The organism is Enterococcus sp. FDAARGOS_553 (genome assembly GCF_003812305.1).
Lineage (GTDB): Bacteria > Bacillota > Bacilli > Lactobacillales > Enterococcaceae > Enterococcus_D > Enterococcus_D gallinarum.
On sequence record NZ_CP033740.1, the window covers coordinates 1,932,818 to 1,951,635 of the forward strand.

At 40.7% G+C, this 18,818-nt stretch carries 24 protein-coding genes; 20 read left to right on the plus strand and 4 right to left on the minus strand.

Annotated features, from left to right (window positions below; genetic code table 11):
- The first annotated feature begins 114 nt into the window (after positions 1–114).
- A complete protein-coding gene (locus EGX73_RS09740) occupies positions 115–318 on the plus strand; it encodes a CsbD family protein (RefSeq protein WP_096710927.1) in 204 nt (67 codons plus the stop codon).
- A 76-nt stretch (positions 319–394) separates the two neighbouring features.
- Here the strand turns inward: EGX73_RS09740 and EGX73_RS09745 are convergent, their stop codons facing one another.
- The 3 genes from EGX73_RS09745 to EGX73_RS09755 are packed head-to-tail and all read right to left on the minus strand — an operon-like array spanning position 395 to position 2,829.
- Positions 395–1,552, minus strand: a complete 1,158-nt coding sequence (locus EGX73_RS09745; RefSeq protein WP_003127679.1) for an ABC-2 transporter permease — start codon at positions 1,550–1,552, stop codon at positions 395–397.
- Positions 1,553–1,564: 12 nt separating this feature from the next.
- Complete coding sequence (locus EGX73_RS09750; protein WP_005471930.1) at positions 1,565–2,446, minus strand: ATP-binding cassette domain-containing protein; 882 nt, start codon at positions 2,444–2,446, stop codon at positions 1,565–1,567.
- On the minus strand, positions 2,443–2,829 hold the full coding sequence (locus EGX73_RS09755; RefSeq protein WP_003127681.1) for a GntR family transcriptional regulator: 387 nt from the start codon (positions 2,827–2,829) through the stop codon (positions 2,443–2,445). Before EGX73_RS09755 ends, EGX73_RS09750 begins: the two co-directional genes overlap by 4 nt.
- Before the next feature lie 96 nt (positions 2,830–2,925).
- On the opposite strand from EGX73_RS09755, the gene EGX73_RS09760 reads away from it, so the two are divergent.
- Positions 2,926–3,483 carry a DNA-3-methyladenine glycosylase I gene (locus EGX73_RS09760; RefSeq protein WP_005471934.1) on the plus strand — a complete coding sequence of 186 codons (558 nt, stop codon included), beginning with the start codon at positions 2,926–2,928 and terminating at the stop codon, positions 3,481–3,483.
- Between the two features lie 31 nt (positions 3,484–3,514).
- Positions 3,515–4,030 carry a dihydrofolate reductase family protein gene (locus EGX73_RS09765; RefSeq protein ID WP_123866908.1) on the plus strand — a complete coding sequence of 172 codons (516 nt, stop codon included), beginning with the start codon at positions 3,515–3,517 and terminating at the stop codon, positions 4,028–4,030.
- Positions 4,031–4,203: 173 nt separating this feature from the next.
- Here the strand turns inward: EGX73_RS09765 and EGX73_RS09770 are convergent, their stop codons facing one another.
- Positions 4,204–4,755 carry an NADPH-dependent FMN reductase gene (locus EGX73_RS09770; protein WP_003127684.1) on the minus strand — a complete coding sequence of 184 codons (552 nt, stop codon included), beginning with the start codon at positions 4,753–4,755 and terminating at the stop codon, positions 4,204–4,206.
- A gap of 278 nt (positions 4,756–5,033) precedes the next feature.
- Here EGX73_RS09770 and rpsP point away from each other — a divergent pair, with 278 nt between their 5' ends.
- From rpsP to EGX73_RS09860, 17 genes are all read left to right on the plus strand, one after another.
- Positions 5,034–5,309, plus strand: a complete 276-nt coding sequence (rpsP, locus tag EGX73_RS09780; protein WP_003127685.1) for a 30S ribosomal protein S16 — start codon at positions 5,034–5,036, stop codon at positions 5,307–5,309.
- Positions 5,310–5,320: 11 nt separating this feature from the next.
- On the plus strand, positions 5,321–5,566 hold the full coding sequence (locus EGX73_RS09785; protein ID WP_003127686.1) for a KH domain-containing protein: 246 nt from the start codon (positions 5,321–5,323) through the stop codon (positions 5,564–5,566).
- A 111-nt stretch (positions 5,567–5,677) separates the two neighbouring features.
- A complete protein-coding gene (locus EGX73_RS09790) occupies positions 5,678–5,941 on the plus strand; it encodes a hypothetical protein (protein WP_003127687.1) in 264 nt (87 codons plus the stop codon).
- A 74-nt stretch (positions 5,942–6,015) separates the two neighbouring features.
- Positions 6,016–6,816, plus strand: a complete 801-nt coding sequence (locus EGX73_RS09795; protein ID WP_005471940.1) for a hypothetical protein — start codon at positions 6,016–6,018, stop codon at positions 6,814–6,816.
- A 30-nt stretch (positions 6,817–6,846) separates the two neighbouring features.
- Positions 6,847–7,323, plus strand: coding sequence for an N-acetyltransferase (locus EGX73_RS09800; RefSeq protein ID WP_003127689.1), 477 nt, complete (start codon positions 6,847–6,849; stop codon positions 7,321–7,323).
- Positions 7,324–7,371: 48 nt separating this feature from the next.
- On the plus strand, positions 7,372–7,896 hold the full coding sequence (rimM, locus tag EGX73_RS09805) for a ribosome maturation factor RimM (RefSeq protein WP_003127690.1): 525 nt from the start codon (positions 7,372–7,374) through the stop codon (positions 7,894–7,896).
- Positions 7,886–8,641, plus strand: coding sequence for a tRNA (guanosine(37)-N1)-methyltransferase TrmD (gene trmD, locus EGX73_RS09810; protein ID WP_003127691.1), 756 nt, complete (start codon positions 7,886–7,888; stop codon positions 8,639–8,641). Before rimM ends, trmD begins: the two co-directional genes overlap by 11 nt.
- A gap of 257 nt (positions 8,642–8,898) precedes the next feature.
- Complete coding sequence (gene rplS, locus EGX73_RS09815; protein WP_002357176.1) at positions 8,899–9,246, plus strand: 50S ribosomal protein L19; 348 nt, start codon at positions 8,899–8,901, stop codon at positions 9,244–9,246.
- Between the two features lie 280 nt (positions 9,247–9,526).
- The gene (locus tag EGX73_RS09820) at positions 9,527–10,366 is read left to right on the plus strand and encodes an MBL fold metallo-hydrolase (RefSeq protein WP_041119389.1); all 840 of its coding nucleotides are present in this window, start codon (positions 9,527–9,529) and stop codon (positions 10,364–10,366) included.
- 157 nt (positions 10,367–10,523) lie between these two features.
- Positions 10,524–11,225, plus strand: a complete 702-nt coding sequence (locus tag EGX73_RS09825) for a hypothetical protein (RefSeq protein ID WP_123866909.1) — start codon at positions 10,524–10,526, stop codon at positions 11,223–11,225.
- Positions 11,226–11,877: 652 nt separating this feature from the next.
- A complete protein-coding gene (locus EGX73_RS09830; RefSeq protein ID WP_003127715.1) occupies positions 11,878–12,612 on the plus strand; it encodes a GntR family transcriptional regulator in 735 nt (244 codons plus the stop codon).
- A 15-nt stretch (positions 12,613–12,627) separates the two neighbouring features.
- Entirely contained in the window at positions 12,628–13,797 is a 1,170-nt protein-coding gene (locus EGX73_RS09835; RefSeq protein WP_081131261.1) for an SIS domain-containing protein, read from the plus strand.
- Positions 13,798–13,812: 15 nt separating this feature from the next.
- Positions 13,813–14,808 carry a tagatose-bisphosphate aldolase gene (gene lacD, locus EGX73_RS09840; protein ID WP_123866910.1) on the plus strand — a complete coding sequence of 332 codons (996 nt, stop codon included), beginning with the start codon at positions 13,813–13,815 and terminating at the stop codon, positions 14,806–14,808.
- A 46-nt stretch (positions 14,809–14,854) separates the two neighbouring features.
- The gene (locus EGX73_RS09845) at positions 14,855–16,636 is read left to right on the plus strand and encodes a beta-galactosidase family protein (RefSeq protein ID WP_123866911.1); all 1,782 of its coding nucleotides are present in this window, start codon (positions 14,855–14,857) and stop codon (positions 16,634–16,636) included.
- Positions 16,633–17,112: a PTS sugar transporter subunit IIB gene (locus EGX73_RS09850; RefSeq protein WP_003127719.1), complete on the plus strand. Its 480-nt coding sequence runs from the start codon at positions 16,633–16,635 to the stop codon at positions 17,110–17,112. Before EGX73_RS09845 ends, EGX73_RS09850 begins: the two co-directional genes overlap by 4 nt.
- A 10-nt stretch (positions 17,113–17,122) precedes the next feature.
- A complete protein-coding gene (locus EGX73_RS09855) occupies positions 17,123–18,010 on the plus strand; it encodes a PTS sugar transporter subunit IIC (protein WP_003127720.1) in 888 nt (295 codons plus the stop codon).
- On the plus strand, positions 18,000–18,806 hold the full coding sequence (locus EGX73_RS09860; protein ID WP_003127721.1) for a PTS system mannose/fructose/sorbose family transporter subunit IID: 807 nt from the start codon (positions 18,000–18,002) through the stop codon (positions 18,804–18,806). Before EGX73_RS09855 ends, EGX73_RS09860 begins: the two co-directional genes overlap by 11 nt.
- The last annotated feature ends 12 nt before the right edge of the window (positions 18,807–18,818 follow it).

Genomic DNA, 18,818 nt, shown 5'->3' on the forward strand with positions numbered 1-18,818 from the left:
AGCTGATCCAAGTAGATTCATTAAATACTTGAACGCGTTGCAAGGCAAAATATTCGTGCTTTAGACGGATAGATGCTACTATTTATTTATAGTAATTGAAAGGAGCAAGTGACGATGACAAACAAAGATCGAGTTGAAGGTAAAATTACTGAAACAAAAGGGAAAGTTACGGGCGATGACTCCGAAGAATTAAAAGGGAAAACCCAAAACGAATACGGTAAAGTGAAAGATAAAGTAGAAGACTTTGCAGATGACGTTTCTCGCAAAGTGAATCATTTCTTTGATAAACATGACGATAAAGATAAGCCTAACCGCTAATTTAACTGAAACAACCGTTAACGATTTCGTTAACGGTTGTTTTTTTCTTTTAAAAAGGAAGACTGTCAAAGAAGTGCTAGCTGACAGTCCGGCTATTCATAAAGCGACGAGCATGCCACCATTTTTTGATTGCTTTCGGATAAACCAATAGGAAGCTGACTACAAGACAGACCACTAAGTAAATACAAATCGAAACGATAGTTCTCGTTTGAGAGAAGTCATCATAATAGAGTTGGACCAGCAACCAATTCATATTGATCAAGTAGAACCAAGTACCAATGGCCATCACTAAAAAGACGGGCAATCGAAAGGCGGGAACCGTCAGATAGTCGCCGTCATTTTCTAAGGAGATGCGGGCAAACACTTCTTGAGCAGCAGCAATCAACAACAAGGATAGGAGTAGTGTGGCGAAGACTGCCCACCAATTGACTGGTAAGCCATTGGGCCAGTCATTCCAAAGATTGTTCAATACTAAGTGCCCCCCTTTTCCATAGAAGAAAAAGCTCAGAAATTCTTGCAGATTATAGTAAAAACTGTAAAAACCGCTCATCAAGAAAAAAATCAAAACGATCGTTAATGGACCGAAAAAGAGATTGCCCAAAAGCACCCCTAAGAAGGATCCGATGGCTGTCACTGCCAAATTTCCTACAAACGTACCAACACCAGATGCGAATAGATCTGATAGCGGAATTTGGAAATATTCGGAGGGAATCATCAAGTAGCGAATGCAAATATTGCTCAAAATACCAATGATTAAAGCGAAACTGACCGGTGCAAATAAGAAAACCGCTTTTTGACGGAAAATCTGTCGTTTTTTAAACGGCAATGAGAATAAAAAACGATTGAAATTTGTCTTTTGATCAATGAAAAAACTAAGAAAACCAAAAACAAACAATAATGGAAGAATAAAATAAGCGCCTGAGGTATTGAAATTAGCAATATACGTATCCTGTCCATTACTTTCTGGTACCGGACTATTATAAATGAGCAAGTTTTCATCCTTGTATTCATCGATCGATGAGTAATAGACTGGTTTTTCTCCGTTATAGTCCTTAATATAGTAATCAGGATGCTCTTGGAAATCTTTCTTGAATTCTTCTGAATCAAAATAGTTCTTTTGATTGTGCCAAGAACGTTGGGTATCCCAGCCCATTCCTGCATAAATCAAAACCAAGATCAGACAAAAGCCAAGCAACAGTTTGCCATATCGCTGGCAATAAATTTGTTTTAACATTTTCTTTCACCTCTAACCTTTCAACAAGGATTCTTGACTCAAATTGGCTTCAAATAAATCTTCCAAGGTCAATGGGAGTTCTTCAAAGAGCAACGGCTCTAGTTGCCGGATCTGTTCTTCTAATGCCGCGTCGTATTCTTCGAACAAAGCAACAATCACCCGCCCTTGACGATTGATCAATTTCGAATGCTGTTTGATCATTGGCGGTACCTGTTTCCCACGAAAGACGAATTGAATTTTACGGGCATTTTCCCGCATCGTTTCTAACCGATAATCTTTAGCGATTGTTCTTCCTTTGATTAAAAGGGCTCGGTCGATAATGTTCTCAAGCTCATTTAGATTATGAGAAGCGATGATGGCTGTGCGATTAGATTCACTCAAGTTTTCTAACAAAAGGCCAATGACCTTTTTGCGTACAATAATATCTAAACCGTCAAAAGGTTCGTCCAATAGCAAGTAATCGGCATTTGAAGCAATGGCTAAGATCATTTTATACAATCCTTGCATGCCTTTAGACATTCGGCGATACGAATGGCCAAGCGGCAATCCATTGCTCTGCATCAGCTCAAGATAAAGGTTTTGATTAAAGTGGGAATAAGCGAGACGATAAAAGGCATTGATTTTTTTCAATGAATACGCCGCTAAAAAGTTCTCTTTTTCATCGATATAAAATAAGTTTTCCTTTAGTTGTGGCTTCTGGGCCAATGATTGACCATCAATCATGATTTCGCCGCCGTCTAAAGCGTACTGTCCTGAGAGTGTACGGAAAAGCGTGGTTTTTCCAGAGCCGTTGCGCCCAATCAAGCCAACGATTTCATTTTTGCGCAATGAAAATGTAACATCTTCTAGAATAGTAGTCCCTTCAATTTTCTTTGTAACGCCTTCTAGGTTCATTTATTGATCCCTCCCAGTTCTTCTTCAAAAACAGTGACCCAAGCAGTGATTTCTTGGATGCTGATCTGCAAATGTCCTGCCTCGATCACTAATTCTTTCAATCGTTCTTTTAATTGTTGGATGCGCCGCTCGTCGCGTGGAACACTGTCCAGTGCTTTGACAAACGTTCCTTTGCCTTTGATGGTGATCAAGACCTGCTCATTTTCTAATATTTTGTAGGCCTTGCTGACGGTATTTGGATTCATCAACAAGCGTTTGGCCATCTCACGAACCGAAGGAATTTGATCACCCGGTCTCAAAACACCATGCAAGATGTCTTCTTTGATGCTCAATATCAGCTGCTCGTAATAAGGTTTGCTGCTTGTCTTGTTGATCATGACCATGTACTCAGCCCCTTTCATTTATGTGTACTAGTATACGTAGTACGCTATCAAAAGTAAAGAACTTTTGCTAAAATAAGACAAAAAGGAGGAGTGACTATGACTCGTTGTGGTTGGGCAACAAGTAGTCCCGCAATGCAAGAGTACCATGATCATGTCTGGGGGAAACCGGAGTATGATGATCAGCAGTTGTTTCGTAAGTTGGTTTTAGATATGAATCAAGCAGGGCTGAGTTGGCAAACGATTTTGAACAAGATGTCAAATTTTGATCAAGCATATGATCACTTTGATATTGAGACAGTAGCCAATTATTCGGAGGAAAAAATTCTAGCACTGATGGATGATCCCGGTATTATTCGTAATCGCAGAAAAATAGAAGCGGCAGTTCATAATGCACAACTCGTATTAGCGATTCAGCAAGAAATCGGCAGTTTTTCTGATTTTTTATGGCGTTATGTCGACCATCGACCCGTCATCAATCATTTTCAAACACAATCAGAAGTACCCACCCATTCACCAATTTCTGATCGCTTGGCGAAAGATTTGAAAGCCCGTGGCTTTAAGTTTGTAGGAACGACGACAATCTATGCATTCATGGAAGCTGTAGGAATGGTTAACGATCACCTGACAAGCTGTATCTGTTACGAGGAACGTTAGAAAGAAGAGAAAAATCGAGGAGGAGTCTTATATGGGAAAACTGGTTTTTTATGGCGCTATCAGTTTAGATGGCTATTTAGCTGGAGCAAAGGATCAATTGGACTGGTTGTTGGAGACCGATACGGGGACAAGTACTACGTATGAGAAATTTTTTGAAACGATTGATGCAACAGCGATGGGCCGTAAGACGTACGAAGAAGCCAAAAAAATGTTGGCGACGGAGAAGCTCTATCCAGAAAAAGAAAATTATGTGTTTTCCCGTCAGATGCAGACCGATTTAACGGACGCAGTAGTTGTGGATCAAGACCCGGTTGCTTTTTTATCACAATTGAAAAAAAAGAAAACGGTTTGGTTGGTTGGCGGTGGAAAGTTATTGCACCCTTTATTGGAAGCAGATCTGATTGATGAATGGTATGTACAGATCGCTCCTGTGTTATTAGGAACAGGCAAGCGCTTGTTTGAGCCAGGAGAGTATACTACTCGTTTACAATTCGTGGATATGACGCAAATGGGTGAACTCGTAGAGATCCACTATCAACGGAAATAGATGGCTTGCTTTCTGAGTTTCTCTTTTTCTGTGTTGCAGATACTTCCTTATGATTCACTCAGAGTTTACATTGAACCATCCAGCAAAAAAACGCACACTCACTGGTTTCCCTTATGGGATAGATCAGTGAGTGTGCGTTTCTTATCTGACTGTCACAAAATCGTGACCGGTTTTTAGTTGTAACGGTTAAACAAGTCGATGTAGTTGTCAACGATTGTTTGGAAGAAGTTGACGGTATCTTCTTTGATCGTATTGTTTTCATCGATCAAGTTCATGATTCCACCGATATAAGCTTCTGGTTGTTGCAAAGTCGGCATATCTAAGAATACCAATGATTGACGCAGGTGATGGTTCGCACCAAAACCAGCGATCGCACCTGGTGAAACACTTACGACTAAAGCAGGTTTCCCGCTCCAGCTGCTTGCTCCATAAGGACGTGAACCGACATCCAAGGCATTTTTCAATGCTGCTGGTACAGAACGATTGTACTCTGGTGTAAAGAAGAATACACCGTCCACACTTTGCAATTCATTACGGAATGTTGTCCATTCAGTAGGCACTTTGCCTTCTACTTCCAAGTCTTCATTATAAAATGGGAGATTGCCGATTTCTAAAAAGACAGCTTCGAAACCTTCTGGCAATAATTCTGCAAATTTCTTCGCTACCAGCTTGTTATAAGAGCCTTCGCGTAAACTACCAACGATAAAACCAATTTTTTTTGTCATGTTGAATTCCTCCTCATATCTTTTACATGTTTTATCTTACCAAAAGTAAGTAAAACTGACAAATAAAAAGCATTTGCCTAGAAAATCCATTCATAAAGCGATGTCTCAGCTATAATGACTGTCTCTCTCTAATGATACGCGTTGCAGGAAAATCTGGCAAAAGATAACCTATAGAAGAAAGAAACAGAAAAAAAGAGACTGTAAAGAAAAAACTCTTTACACCGTCAGTAAAACCTGTTAAACTAGCTCTTGTGATTAAAACAATGGAGGTGTAAATAATGGCAGTAAAAATTCGTTTAAAACGCATGGGTTCTAAAAAGAAACCTTTTTACCGTATTGTCGTAGCAGATTCACGTTCTCCTCGTGACGGACGTTTCATCGAAACAGTAGGTACTTACAATCCTTTGCAAGACCCAGCTGAAGTGACAATCAAAGAAGATTTGATTCTTGATTGGTTATCAAAAGGTGCGCAACCTTCTGATACAGTACGCAATATTCTTTCAAAAGAAGGCGTAATGAAAAAACACCACGAAGCTAAATTCACTAAGAAATAAGGTGACGACGGATGAATGATTTGCAAGAATTAGTCTTAACGATCGTTTCACCATTAGTGACCAAACCTGAGGAGATCCAGCTTGATGTGGTTGAATCAGAAGATTTCTTTGAATATAATCTTACAGTTGCTCCGGAAGATATCGGACGAATCATTGGTAAACAAGGTCGGGTGGCTAAAGCAATCCGGACGATCGTTTACGGGGTTCGCACCAACGGCCCCAAAAAGGTCCGTTTAAATATCATTGATGGAAAGTAATTGATCGCATCACTCATTGAGTGATGCTTTTTTTCTATCCTGTTAGTTCATGCTCAAGACCTATGACAGATCGGCTGATTTTTGAGATAATAAGAAAAAGGAGGCGGGAGTATGTCACAAGTGATTGCATGGATCCTATTTATTTTTGTTTTGATCTTTATTTATAAAGTGGGGTCATTTATCTGGCGCATATTAGGCGTATTGTTTTTGCTATTTTTACTATGGATCTATCGGGATGTCATCTTTACACAAGTTAGTCAATGGACACGAGATTTCCGCTGGGATCAACTACCAACTTATTTGGACCAAGGAATTCAATGGGTAAAAGACGGCTGGCAAGCCTTGCAAAGCTGGATTTCGAATAGGATTAGCTAGGAACAGGAGACAAGCAAAGTTGTTTGTCTTTTTATTTTGGAAAAGGTATGCTCTATAAAAAGGGGGAAATCATCATGAAAAAAGAAATAGGTCTCCTAGTGACAGTATTGGCCATTGGGGCATTAGCAGGATGCGACACGAAAAATAATACGGATAAGTCTGAGTCAACCCATTCAAGCACTCATACTAGTACAACCATTTCTTCTGAAAGCAGTAGCAGTAGTAGTGAGGCAGCCTCCAGCAGTGCCGCGCAAACTTCAAGTAAGACAGTTACCCAAGCAGGAACACTGGATCAGTTGTCAGCTGCTTTTCCGCAGGATCGCTTGCCATCAGAGGTGCCGGTGACGGAGCAAAAGACCTTGAATGCTGCAACCGACGAAGGGGCAGATCAACTCTCTATCCTCTATTATCAGTTAAATGATCAACGAGAATTGAATGATCCATCATTGAACAATGAGACACCAATCGCTAGCTACAAAAATGCTGCTTACGAAAATGAAGACCAAGCGGCGGAGGCTGTACATGCGAACCTTGATGAAGGCGGACAGGCGGTCGATCTAGGACATAACATCACTGGTCATATGCAAGGTGCAGCTGGTTCCAGTTATCTAAGTTGGCAAGAAGGCAATTGGAACTTGACGGTTCGAGCAGTCAATCAAGAGAATCAAGATCCCGTGCCAGTAGCAAAAAAAATCGTGGCCTATTTAGAAGAAGCTATGCTGCCCGCTCCAGGAATTGGTCAAATCACCATTGATATGGGAAAATCAGATTACACGGCTAACAGCGTTTCTTGGCAAGACAGTAAGATCACTTATACCTTGCAACATCAAGATCCTTTATCCGCATTGAAAATGGCTGTCTCAATGAATCAATAAAAGAGCCAATCTAACGTGTAGGAGGAAGTCATGCAGATTACGTATTTATCTGATCCTCAAGAAAAGAAACAGATCGCACAAACCATTCTGGCTGATTTGCCGGAATGGTTCGGCCTGCCTGAAAGCACTGCCGATTATATTGAAAAAAGTGCCTATCAAGAAATGATCGTTGTAGAGAACAAAGGTTTTTTGACCCTTGTAAAAACAAGTCCAGCGACTGCTGAGATCTATGTTATGGGCGTATTGAAAGCCGATCACCATCAAGGAATCGGCAGCCAATTGATCCAAGAAGCCATCCGTTGGTGCCAACGAGAAAGTATGGCCTTTTTACAGGTTAAGACATTGGCAGAGACGCATCCAGACCAACACTATCAACGTACACGAAGTTTTTATGAGGCGATGGGTTTTTTGCCTGTCGAAACATTTCCCACCCTTTGGGGAGCGGAAAATCCATGCTTGTTGATGATCCAAGCAGTTCCACCTCGGGAAAACACTAGAATTCCTTAACTCCCCATGCTAAAATGAGAAGGATTATAAAGGAAATGAGGACCAATCGTGACTGAATTTTTAAATGTAGGAAAAATTGTCAATACCCACGGAATCCGGGGAGAAGTACGAGTGATCTCGCAAACCGATTTCCCAGAAGAACGCTACCGTAAAGGGCAACGATTAACACTGTTTCGAGAAAATAAAGCACCGCTGGAATTAACCGTCGCTGGTCATCGTAAACACAAGAATTTTGATTTATTGACATTCGAGGGGTACCCCACGATCAATGATGTGGAACCTTTGCGAGACGGTATCTTAAAAGTTTCAAAAGACGAATTAAGCGAACTAACAGAAAATGAGTATTACTATCATGAAATCATCGGCTTGACCGTCATTGATGAGCAAGCCAGAGAACTAGGAAAAATCAAAGAAATCCTATCTCCCGGTGCCAATGATGTTTGGGTAGTCCAACGCAAAGGCAAAAAAGATGCGTTGATTCCCTACATCGAATCAGTGGTAAAGCAAATTGATTTGGATAAAGGCGAAGTGCATATTGAGATCCCAGAAGGGTTGTTGGATGATGAGGATTGATGTTTTAACCTTATTCCCAAGAATGTTTGACGGCCCAATGGGGGAATCGATCATTGGAAAAGCTCGGGAAAAAGAGCTTCTAGAAATCAATGTCTCAAACTTTCGCGAATTTTCGGACAACAAACACCAAACAGTAGATGACTACCCTTATGGCGGAGGGGCAGGGATGCTGCTGAAAGTTCAGCCGATCTATGATAATTTAAAAGCGATCGAAACTGCCACCCCGCAAACCAAAAAACGTATTATCTTGTTAGACCCTGCCGGTAAGAAATTCGATCAAAAAATGGCCGAATCTTTTTCGCAAGAAGAGCATCTGGTATTTATCTGCGGACATTATGAAGGGTATGATGAACGAATTCGTTCGCTAGTGACGGATGAAGTTTCTCTCGGGGATTATGTTTTGACTGGTGGCGAATTAGGCGCGATGGTGATGATCGATGCGACCGTTCGTTTGCTGCCTGAAGTGCTAGGAAACGAGACGTCTGCGCAGACTGATTCCCACTCCACAGGGTTGCTTGAACACCCGCAGTACACGCGACCAGCAGAATTTCAAGGGATGACGGTCCCACCAGTCTTGATGAACGGCAACCACAAACTGATCGAAGAATGGCGCTTAAAAGAATCCTTGAGACGAACTTATCATCGACGACCTGATATGTTGGCGGATTATCCCCTAACAGCAGAAATGAAAAAAATGCTACAAGAGATCGACGAAGAAGCTTCGGCAGAGGATGAATCAAAGTAAGAAATCTCAGTATCTAGAATCGCACCTGCAATCAAATGAAACCACCACAACGGATACTAGAAGCACCAGTCTAGTCCGTTGTCTTTTTTATAGAGACAAAATAAATGTCGGGAAAAAAAGCTGGTGACAAGAAATTTGTCTTTACATGAGCTGGAAAGTTATGGTAAGATATTTCAGTGAGTGTAAACTCAACTATTACGATATTCCGCTGGAGCAAATTGCTTTAAGAATGTTTGGGAATAAGGAGAATGATAAAGATGAATCCATTGATTCAAGAATTAACTCAAGAACAATTACGTACTGACATCCCAGCTTTCCGTCCTGGGGACACTGTTCGCGTTCATGCGAAAGTTGTTGAAGGAACGCGCGAACGTATCCAGTTATTTGAAGGTGTTGTTATCAAACGCCGCGGAGCTGGTATTAGCGAAACTTATACCGTTCGTAAAGTATCAAATGGTGTAGGTGTTGAACGTACCTTCCCATTGCACACACCACGTGTTGCACAAATCGAAGTTGTTCGTTACGGTAAAGTACGTCGTGCAAAATTGTACTACTTGCGTGCATTACACGGAAAAGCAGCTCGTATCAAAGAAATTCGTCGTTAATCATTTATTATCAGATGAAGCAAAAGCCCTTGTTTTCAAGGGCTTTTTTCTTTTGGTCAGGAGGGGTCTATCATTTGCTTTAATGCCTCATGCGCAAGTAAATAAGGCTGATCATGTAGCTGCATATTTTTTAACAGTATCCCGAAAATTGTCTTTTGTTCTGACTGAGGATTCGATTGAATCCGAAGAAAAGTTTGATTAGAATCTCGAAAAAGTCATGAAAGTCGATAAAAATTATGCTATACCTAAACAAAGATAAAAATTGAAATGAGGGATGAGGATGAAAGTCACTTATTTGGGTACTGCTGCGGCAGAACGTGTTCCAGCCATATTTTGTAATTGTAGGATCTGCCGTCATGCGATGGAGAAAAAAGGCCGGGAGATTCGGACCCAAACGCAAGCGTTGTTGGATGATGGCAAGCTTTTGATCGATTTTCCTGGGGACAGTTACCTGCACCGATTGAGTGGTCGAGTGGATTATAATCGCGTCGAAGCATTATTGCTGACCCACTGGCACTCAGATCATTTTTACGGAGAAGATTTAGCTTATCGAATGTCCGGCTATGCCAATGGGATCACGACTCAATTGGCTGTCTATAGCAATGCCTATGTGAAAGGTTTTTATGACCGAGCGTTCCAATTGGAAGGACGTTACGATGAACAACGCCTGACGTATCATCTTTTGGAAGCGTATCAAAAAACATGGATCAATGGCTATGAAGTGTATTCTTTACCGGCACAACATGGTCATTTTGCCGAAGATTGTTTTATCTATGTCATCAAAGATCCAACAGGCAAAACACTTCTCTATGGACACGATACAGGCTACTTGACGGAAGAGATGTTTGCTTTTTTAGAAGCAAATAAGTTTATTTTTGATTGTGTATCAATGGATTGCACGGGGCAGACCAATGCTGACCAGATGGCCAATCATATGAATTGGTCGCAAAATATTCAAATGAAACAGGAGCTGATGGATCGCAAGTTAGCGACTGAAAAGACGATCTTTGTCGCCAATCATTTCTCTCACAATGGAGGGAGAACCTATCAAGAGATGGCAGATCTCTCAGCTTCAGAAATGATCATTACCGCATATGACGGGTTGGAGATCCATCTTTAATCCGTCTGACGATTAATTCATGAATACTGAATGTCAACAACTCATAAGGGAGGCAAACAATAAAAATAGATCATGAAAATAGCGTGTTAAGTGGGAAACGATGTCCAGCGAGATTTAGGTGCTAGAGAAATGAGTAAATAAAGAGGAATGATTTTTCATGAGAAATCAGAAATTTGAATACTATATGCGAGAATTAAACCTGATTAAAAGACAAAACTGGATTGAAAATGACCTATATCATCTAGTTGCGGAAATGATTAAGGCTGGCAAAAATATGTCTAGGCTATCTTTAAGAGATGTAAGCTTGCGAAGTAGGAGTCCAAAAGGTCAGATATTCTATGGCTTATCTTCATTTCCTGATTTTGTCATCTTGGATGAACGGTTTGATAATTCAGATAATCTTGCCGGGGGAAGTGTAAATATAGCGAATAAAAATTTGATTTATGGCTGCGTTGAAGTAAAAAATGTCGATGAGAAGCTATTAGATCTAGAATCAATCGATCTAATATCAGAATTTGAGAAAGCAAAAAAACCAGGAAATGAACTGAATCAAGATTTAGGCCAACTCTTAGGACAAATACTATGGTTTAAAAAAGTTTTGTATACAAATGGCAATATATGGAAATTCTACAAACGAACAAGTCAAGAAACAGATAACTTTCTTACTGACAAATGTATAGAAAAGTTATTTGAGGATCGTATGAAAAATGAGGCCCCTGATTACAAATGGTATGTAGGACTAGATGACGATAATTTAAAGATTGAAAAAGTTTTTGAGTTTGTCTTAGAGAGTGATATGAAAAAAGAAGTATGGGAAGAATTTCTAAATAGCTTATATTCGATTAACTGGGAAGGATAAAGATGCTATTGTGGAAGAATAATCATCTTTTAGAAATGAATCAGGTTGTTTTACTTGCGGCTCAATGGATTGCAGGGGGCAGAAACATGCTGATTCAATGGCCAATCATATCACAATAGCCGAATGAAGCAAGAATGGATGGATCTCAAGGGATTGACTGAAAAAGGGATCTCTGTTGCCAATTACTTCTCACAATGGGTGAACTTATCAGCAAATAACGGATCTCTCAGCTTCAGAAATGATTATTACCGCATATGACAGGGTTGGAGAGCTATCTTTGAGCCACTTGGAAATCGTCTAGCACGTATAACGCTATCGTCAGTTTAATAAGCGAGTTGAGGACCTATATTTGATCTCCTCGATTCGCTTTTTTTGATAGTCTGAGATAAACCGCTTGCTGATGAAGGAGTGTAGCTAATAAAAAAAAGATACCAGTTGAAGTGCGAAAAAGAAAAAAATAGAAGTTGTTCTTGAATGAAAATAGTTGGAAAATCATTTTTCATTTTCTTTTATGCCTGTTAAAGTCAATGATACCAATCATATTAACAAGACCAAAAATGAAAATACAAAAAAAACTGTTCTTAGTATTGACTCATAAAAAATACCACTACTATACTTGTATTGTGGTTATAACCAGTTAGGAGAGACATCGATGCAAAATACATTTCAATCAAAATCACTTTATTATCAGCTGGTAGAAATATTGAAACAACGAATCGAAAACAGTATGGTCGCTCATGATAAGCTGCCATCAGAAAGAGAGTTGACCAGTTTTTATGGCGTTAGTCGCACGACGGTGCGACTAGCATTGCAAGAACTGGAAAAAATGGGCTACATTTATCGACAACATGGAAAAGGAACCTTTGTTTCGGAATTAAGGACAAATGCGACTGATCTAGCTGGCGCATATAGTTTTACCGAACAAATGCGGGCAATGGGCAAACATCCTGAAACCAAGATATTGGCCTTCAAAAAGATTGAAGCAACCAAGTATTTAGCGGGGCATATGAATGTTCAATTAGGTGAACCTTTGTTTCAGTTAGACCGTTTGCGCTTAGCCGACGATCTGCCAATGATGATCGAGAAATCCTATTTGCCAGTGAAGCTATTTATGACACTATCTCGGGAACTGCTATCGATAAAACCGTTATACGATTTGTTTTCTGAAGATTTCAATCAAACGGTACGATCGGCTGACGAAGAATTTTATGCCAGTATTGCCCAGAAAGAAGATAGTGAGCTGCTAAATATTCCAGAAGGATCACCAGTGCTCCATTTAGTTCGCTCAACCTATAATCTCGAGAACGAAGTGATTGAATTTACATTAAGTGTGGCACGGGCCGATAAGTTTCATTATAAGATCAGGCATCTGCGTTCCACTAACTGAATTGGAGGAAAGAAAATGTTTATGTTGTCAAAAGAAGAACTGCAAAAGCTAGGAGCAGAAAATACTACCCGAGAAATTCGACAACAACCGGAACTGTGGCATGAGACGTTTGACCGTTATCAAGAAACAGTCGCAGATCTAGATCGTTTGTTTACGGATGCGAAACAACATGCTGGAGAGCGACCGATCCGCGTCATTTTTACAGGGGCCGGAACCTCTCAATATGTGGGGGATACACTAATTCCGTTTCTTACTAGTCAAGGAAATACGAATCAGTTCATTTTTCAAAGTATTGGTTCGACCGATATCGTTGCTACGCCAAAAGAATACCTGATTCCTGATGAGACAACGATCTTGGTCTCATTTGCCCGCAGTGGAAATAGTCCAGAAAGTCTAGCCGCAGTTAAGATGGCCAATCAGCTGGTCAACAAGATCTATCATATCGTGATCACCTGTGCACCAGATGGATTATTGGCTACACAAATGCCTACAAAAAAAGAAAATCTAGTTTTACTAATGCCAAACAAAGCCAATGACGCTGGTTTTGCTATGACAAGCAGTTTCAGCTGTATGACGCTGACTGCGCTACTTATTTTTGATCAAGCAAGCAATCAGCAAAAAGAAAGATATGTTCATCAATTAAGCCGACTAGGAGAAGAAGTCATCCAACGAGAATCAGAGATCCAAGGGTATCTGGCATCAGACTTTCATCGCATCATTTACTTAGGTTCGGGAAGCTTAGGCGGATTGACTAGAGAAGCGCAATTGAAAGTTCTCGAGTTGACTGCTGGAAAAATCGCAACCGTTTTTGATACATCTTTAGGATTCAGACATGGTCCCAAATCTTTTGTCAATGAGCAAACATTGGTTTTCCTGTTTGTCAGCAATGACTCATATACGCAGAAATACGATGTAGATATGCTGGACGAAATCAAAAATGACGGTATTGCCCAACGCGTTGTTGGAATTGGTCAAAAGGGTTCATTGTTTAGTGGTGATTCCTTTGAATTAGCTGCAGATTCGTTACTGCCGGATGGCTATCTTGCTTTAGCAGATATCATGGTAGCCCAAACGATCGCATTACTTTGTTCGGTGAAGGTTGGTAATACACCAGATACACCATCGCCAAGTGGAACAGTCAATCGTGTGGTCAAAGGTGTAACGATTTATCCATATGAAAATTAGGAAAGAGTGTGAAGCATGTTAGAATGGTCCGAAAATAAAAGACAAGCAATGGAACGTTTATCGACGCCGGAGGGCATTATTACCGCCCTGGCGATTGATCAGCGTGGTGCACTGAAGAAAATGATGTCAGCTTTAGGGATGGAAGCGACGAAAGAAACGATTGAGCGGTTTAAAACCCTGATTTCACAAGAATTGACGCCCTATGCCTCAGCCATTTTATTGGATCCAGAATATGGGTTGCCTGCTGCACAAAAACGTGCAGCAGAGAGCGGTCTTTTGCTAGCATATGAGAAAACCGGTTACGATCAAACCGTTCCTGGTCGCTTTCCTGATTTGCTTCCGGATTGTTCAGTTATTCGGTTTAAAGAATCAGGTGCTGATGCGGTGAAATTTTTGCTGTATTACGATTGCGATGAAGAAGAGGAAATCAATTTTCACAAGCAAGTTTTTGTTGAACGAATTGGAAGCGAATGCATGGCTGAAGGACTGCCATTTTATTTAGAGTTATTGTCATATGATGCTAAAAATGTAGACATGAAATCGCTTTCCTATGCCAAAGCAAAGCCGCGCAAAGTGATCGAAATGATGAAAGAATTCTCGAAAACCCAGTATAAAGTAGATGTCTTAAAGGTTGAAGTACCAGTAAACATATCATTTGTTGAAGGGGATGCAACAGGGGAGATCGCCTATACACGTCAAGAAGCTGCCGCTTATTTTAAAGAACAAAGCGACGCAACAGATTTGCCATATATCTTCTTAAGTGCTGGGGTCTCAGCGGCATTATTCATGGAAACATTGCGTTTTGCCAAAGATGCTGGGGCACGATTCAACGGTGTACTCTGTGGCAGAGCAACTTGGAAAGATGCAGTCGCTCCTTTTGTTGAAAAAGGAGAAGCGGCAACTTTAGAATGGCTGACAGAACAAGGGACACAAAACATTCGTCAATTGAATGAAGTGATAAGAGAAACTGCCGTTTCGTGGCATGAGAAAGTAGTACAGCCAGTCCAATAGAGCAATTCACCTTGCAAAGCTGACTACTAATGAATGGGAGCAGAACATGGCTACGATTGAAATAAAAGAAGAGTTTTTAATGAATGGTTCTCCTTTTAAACTACTATCTGGTGCGATTCATTATTTTCGGGTCCATCCGGATGATTGGGAGCACTCTCTTTATAATTTGAAAGCGCTTGGATTTAATACCGTCGAAACCTATGTGCCTTGGAATTTGCACGAACCGCATAAAGGGTTATTTCAGTTTGAAGGCATTCTTGATTTAGAGCGTTTTTTGTCCTTGGCACAAGAGCTTGGTCTGTATGTCATCCTGCGACCTTCTCCATATATATGCGCCGAATGGGAATTCGGCGGGTTACCTGCTTGGCTACTAAAGGAGTCTGGACGATTAAGAGCATGTGATCCGAGCTATTTAGCGCATGTGGCGGAATACTACGATGTATTACTTCCAAAAATCATTCCCTACCAGTTGAGTCATGGAGGGAACATTCTAATGATCCAAGTGGAAAACGAATATGGGTCATATGGTGAAGAAAAAGCTTATTTGAGAGCTATCAAAGAAATGCTGATAAACCGTGGCATTGATATGCCTTTATTTACTTCGGATGGTCCTTGGCAAGCCGCCTTACGAGCTGGCAGCTTGATTGAAGATGATGTATTGGTCACAGGGAATTTTGGTTCCCGGGCAAAAGAAAACTTTGCAGCGATGCAGGATTTTTTTGATCAGCACAACAAAAAATGGCCTTTGATGTGTATGGAATTCTGGGATGGCTGGTTCAATCGCTGGAATGAACCAATTATTCGGAGAGACCCAGATGATCTCGCTGAATCAGTCAAAGAAGCTTTGGAAATCGGTAGTGTCAATTTATATATGTTTCACGGGGGAACTAATTTTGGATTTATGAATGGTTGTTCGGCTAGAGGCGCAGTCGATTTACCGCAGGTCACTTCCTATGACTACGATGCACCATTGGATGAGCAAGGGAATCCGACAGCAAAGTATTACGCATTGCAGAAAATGCTAAAAGAACATTTTCCAGAATATGAACAGCACGAACCGCGCAGCAAAACATCTCTATCAATGGAACTTCAACTACAAGATAAAGTAAGTTTGTTTTCTGTTATCGATCAAATCAGTCAGCCGGTCAAGACGGTTTATCCGCAAACGATGGAACAATTGGACCATCCTTATGGCTATTTGTTGTACCGCACGAAGAAACGGCGAGACGCGGAAATAGAAAAGCTCCGGATCATTGATGGAAATGATCGTGCCCAGATTTTCTTGAATGAAACATTCCTTGCAACGCAATATCAAGGAGAAATTGGTGAAGACTTATTGATTAAGCAAGCAGCAGAAGAAAATCAATTGGATATTCTAGTAGAAAATATGGGACGAGTCAACTATGGACATAAGCTGACAGCAGAGACCCAGCGAAAAGGGATTCGTAGAGGTGTGATGGCTGATCTGCACTTTGTGACCAACTGGACTCATTACTGGCTAGACTTCAGTAAGTCACCAGCAATTGATTTTACGCGGGACTGGCATCCAGAACAACCCGGGTTTTATCGTTATTCCTTTGTGCTAGAGGAAAAAAGAGATACTTTTATTGATTTGACAGGATTCGGCAAAGGAGTTGTTCTGGTCAACAATGTCACTGTTGGACGCTTTTGGGAAGTGGGCCCCATTTTATCATTGTACGTACCAAGCGGATTTTTGAATCATGGGGAAAACACAATCATTATTTTTGAAACGGAGGGCTGCTTTGCAAAAGAAGTACATTTGAGAAAAGAACCGGTTTATAAAACGATGGAGGCGAAAAAAGTATGAGTATTATTGGTGTACGTATTGATGGACGATTGATTCATGGACAAGTGGCAAACTTATGGACGACCAAGCTGAATATTAGCCGAATTATGGTTGTGGACGACGATGTAGCAGAAAATCCAATCGAAAAGAGTGGCTTGAAATTAGCAACGCCTGCAGGGGTCAAGTTAAGTATCTTGCCGATTGAGAAAGCAGCTGCCAATATTTTGGCTGGAAGATATGATTCTCAACGGTTGTTGATTGTTGCTAAAAAACCTGACCGTTTGCTCAAACTAGTGGAATTAGGTGTGCCGATCACTGAAATAAATGTTGGAAACATGTCCCAAACAGCTGAAACAAAGTCTATTACCAAGTCAATCAATGTTGTTCCCGCAGATATTGCTGATTTCAAAGAACTTGCTAGCAAAGGTGTGAAACTTTTTGCACAAATGGTCCCTAGCGATAAAGCTGAAAACTTTATGAGCCTTTTAGAAAGATAGGAGAATCAATATGGAAATTCATTGGTGGCAAATTTTATTATTATCATTATATGCAGGTTATCAGATTCTAGATGAATTACAGATCTATTCTTCAATGAGTGCGCCCGTTTTTGCTGGTCTTTTTTCAGGGTTAGTGATGGGAGATATCACAACCGGTTTATTGATTGGTGGTAGTATGCAACTGACAGTCCTTGGTGTAGGAACTTTTGGCGGTGCTTCGCGGATCGACGCCAATTCGGGAACGGTTTTGGCCACGGCATTCTCTGTTGCATTAGGAATGGATCCAGAACAGGCAATTGCTGCAATTGCTGTACCGGTAGCTAGTTTGATGATTCAATTAGATATTTTAGCTCGTTTTGCGAATACGTATTTTGCTCATAGAATCGATACCCACGTGGAAAATATGAATTTCAAAGCCATCGAACGAAACTTTTTGTTGGGCGCAGCACCGTGGGCGCTATCACGACTTGTTCCTGTATTTCTCGCGTTGGCTTTCGGTGGCGGATTAGTCGAAAACGTTGTTAGTTATTTGAATGGTGATTTAAAGTGGTTAGGCGATGGATTATCCGTTGCCGGAGCAGTCTTACCAGCTGTAGGTTTTGCAATTTTACTTCGTTATTTACCAGTAAAAAAACATTTTCCTTATCTTATTTTAGGCTTTGTTTTGACAGCATTATTAACAACGGTATTTAGCAATATCCAACTATTGGGCAGCAGTGTAGCAAGTGTTGTAAAAGATTTCAGCGGTACCTTCAACGCATTACCAATGTTGGCAATCGCACTAATTGGTTTCGCATTTGCCGCTATCAGCTACAAAAATGGACAAGCACGTCCAGCAACTAATACCGCACAAAACGAGCAGCATTCGGAAGGAGAGATTGAAGACGATGAAATCTAATGTTAAATTAACGAAAAAAGACTTCCAACAAATCAATCGGCGCAGCCTATTTGGTTTCCAACTAGGATGGAACTATGAACGGATGCAAGGCTCAGGTTACTTGTACACCATTTTGCCGCAACTACGTAAAATCTATGGGGACAACACCCCTGAATTAAAAGAAATGATGAAAACGCATACACAGTTTTTTAATACATCAAATTTCTTCAATACCATTATCACGGGGATTGATCTAGCGATCGAAGAAAAAGAGGGATTTCAGGCAAAAGATACCATTTCAGGGTTGAAAGCCGGGTTGATGGGACCTTTCGCAGCAATCGGTGATTCGATTTTCGCAGCCCTAGTGCCAACGATTTTTGGTGCATTGGCTGCGAATATGGCCATCAATGGAAATCCGATCGGCATCTTTATCTGGATCGCTGCACAAATCGTAGTCATGATCTTTCGTTGGAAACAACTGGAATTTGCTTATAAAGAAGGTATTTCCCTTGTGACAACCATGCAAAGCCGCTTAACAGCATTAACAGATGCAGCGACATTACTGGGTGTTTTTATGGTAGGAGCATTAGTGGCAACAATGGTCAATGTAAAATTTGCTTGGGCACCAAGTATTGGTGAGGTCACATTGAATATGCAAAACAATATTGATATGATTTTGCCGCGGCTCTTACCAGCAGCTATTGTCGGGATTGTCTATTGGATGTTAGGAAAGAAAAACATGACATCAACCAAAGCAATTTTCGTCGTATTGATCGTCAGTGTGGCACTGTCGGCGTTAGGAGTTATTTCGAAGTAGATGGAAAGTAGG

Excerpts from the sequence above, each read along its gene's own strand:
- EGX73_RS09830 (WP_003127715.1), top strand. The coding sequence starts at position 11,878 with ATGCAAAATACATTTCAATCAAAATCACTTTATTATCAGCTGGTAGAA.
- EGX73_RS09755 (WP_003127681.1), bottom strand. The coding sequence starts at position 2,829 with ATGGTCATGATCAACAAGACAAGCAGCAAACCTTATTACGAGCAGCTG.
- EGX73_RS09765 (WP_123866908.1), top strand. The coding sequence starts at position 3,515 with ATGGGAAAACTGGTTTTTTATGGCGCTATCAGTTTAGATGGCTATTTA.
- EGX73_RS09835 (WP_081131261.1), top strand. The coding sequence starts at position 12,628 with ATGTTTATGTTGTCAAAAGAAGAACTGCAAAAGCTAGGAGCAGAAAAT.
- EGX73_RS09795 (WP_005471940.1), top strand. The coding sequence starts at position 6,016 with ATGAAAAAAGAAATAGGTCTCCTAGTGACAGTATTGGCCATTGGGGCA.
- EGX73_RS09745 (WP_003127679.1), bottom strand. The coding sequence starts at position 1,552 with ATGTTAAAACAAATTTATTGCCAGCGATATGGCAAACTGTTGCTTGGC.
- EGX73_RS09750 (WP_005471930.1), bottom strand. The coding sequence starts at position 2,446 with ATGAACCTAGAAGGCGTTACAAAGAAAATTGAAGGGACTACTATTCTA.
- lacD (WP_123866910.1), top strand. The coding sequence starts at position 13,813 with ATGTTAGAATGGTCCGAAAATAAAAGACAAGCAATGGAACGTTTATCG.
- rplS (WP_002357176.1), top strand. The coding sequence starts at position 8,899 with ATGAATCCATTGATTCAAGAATTAACTCAAGAACAATTACGTACTGAC.
- EGX73_RS09785 (WP_003127686.1), top strand. The coding sequence starts at position 5,321 with ATGAATGATTTGCAAGAATTAGTCTTAACGATCGTTTCACCATTAGTG.
- EGX73_RS09855 (WP_003127720.1), top strand. The coding sequence starts at position 17,123 with ATGGAAATTCATTGGTGGCAAATTTTATTATTATCATTATATGCAGGT.
- EGX73_RS09800 (WP_003127689.1), top strand. The coding sequence starts at position 6,847 with ATGCAGATTACGTATTTATCTGATCCTCAAGAAAAGAAACAGATCGCA.
- EGX73_RS09740 (WP_096710927.1), top strand. The coding sequence starts at position 115 with ATGACAAACAAAGATCGAGTTGAAGGTAAAATTACTGAAACAAAAGGG.
- EGX73_RS09760 (WP_005471934.1), top strand. The coding sequence starts at position 2,926 with ATGACTCGTTGTGGTTGGGCAACAAGTAGTCCCGCAATGCAAGAGTAC.
- EGX73_RS09770 (WP_003127684.1), bottom strand. The coding sequence starts at position 4,755 with ATGACAAAAAAAATTGGTTTTATCGTTGGTAGTTTACGCGAAGGCTCT.
- EGX73_RS09845 (WP_123866911.1), top strand. The coding sequence starts at position 14,855 with ATGGCTACGATTGAAATAAAAGAAGAGTTTTTAATGAATGGTTCTCCT.
- EGX73_RS09850 (WP_003127719.1), top strand. The coding sequence starts at position 16,633 with ATGAGTATTATTGGTGTACGTATTGATGGACGATTGATTCATGGACAA.
- trmD (WP_003127691.1), top strand. The coding sequence starts at position 7,886 with ATGAGGATTGATGTTTTAACCTTATTCCCAAGAATGTTTGACGGCCCA.
- EGX73_RS09825 (WP_123866909.1), top strand. The coding sequence starts at position 10,524 with ATGAGAAATCAGAAATTTGAATACTATATGCGAGAATTAAACCTGATT.
- EGX73_RS09860 (WP_003127721.1), top strand. The coding sequence starts at position 18,000 with ATGAAATCTAATGTTAAATTAACGAAAAAAGACTTCCAACAAATCAAT.
- EGX73_RS09790 (WP_003127687.1), top strand. The coding sequence starts at position 5,678 with ATGTCACAAGTGATTGCATGGATCCTATTTATTTTTGTTTTGATCTTT.
- rpsP (WP_003127685.1), top strand. The coding sequence starts at position 5,034 with ATGGCAGTAAAAATTCGTTTAAAACGCATGGGTTCTAAAAAGAAACCT.
- EGX73_RS09820 (WP_041119389.1), top strand. The coding sequence starts at position 9,527 with ATGAAAGTCACTTATTTGGGTACTGCTGCGGCAGAACGTGTTCCAGCC.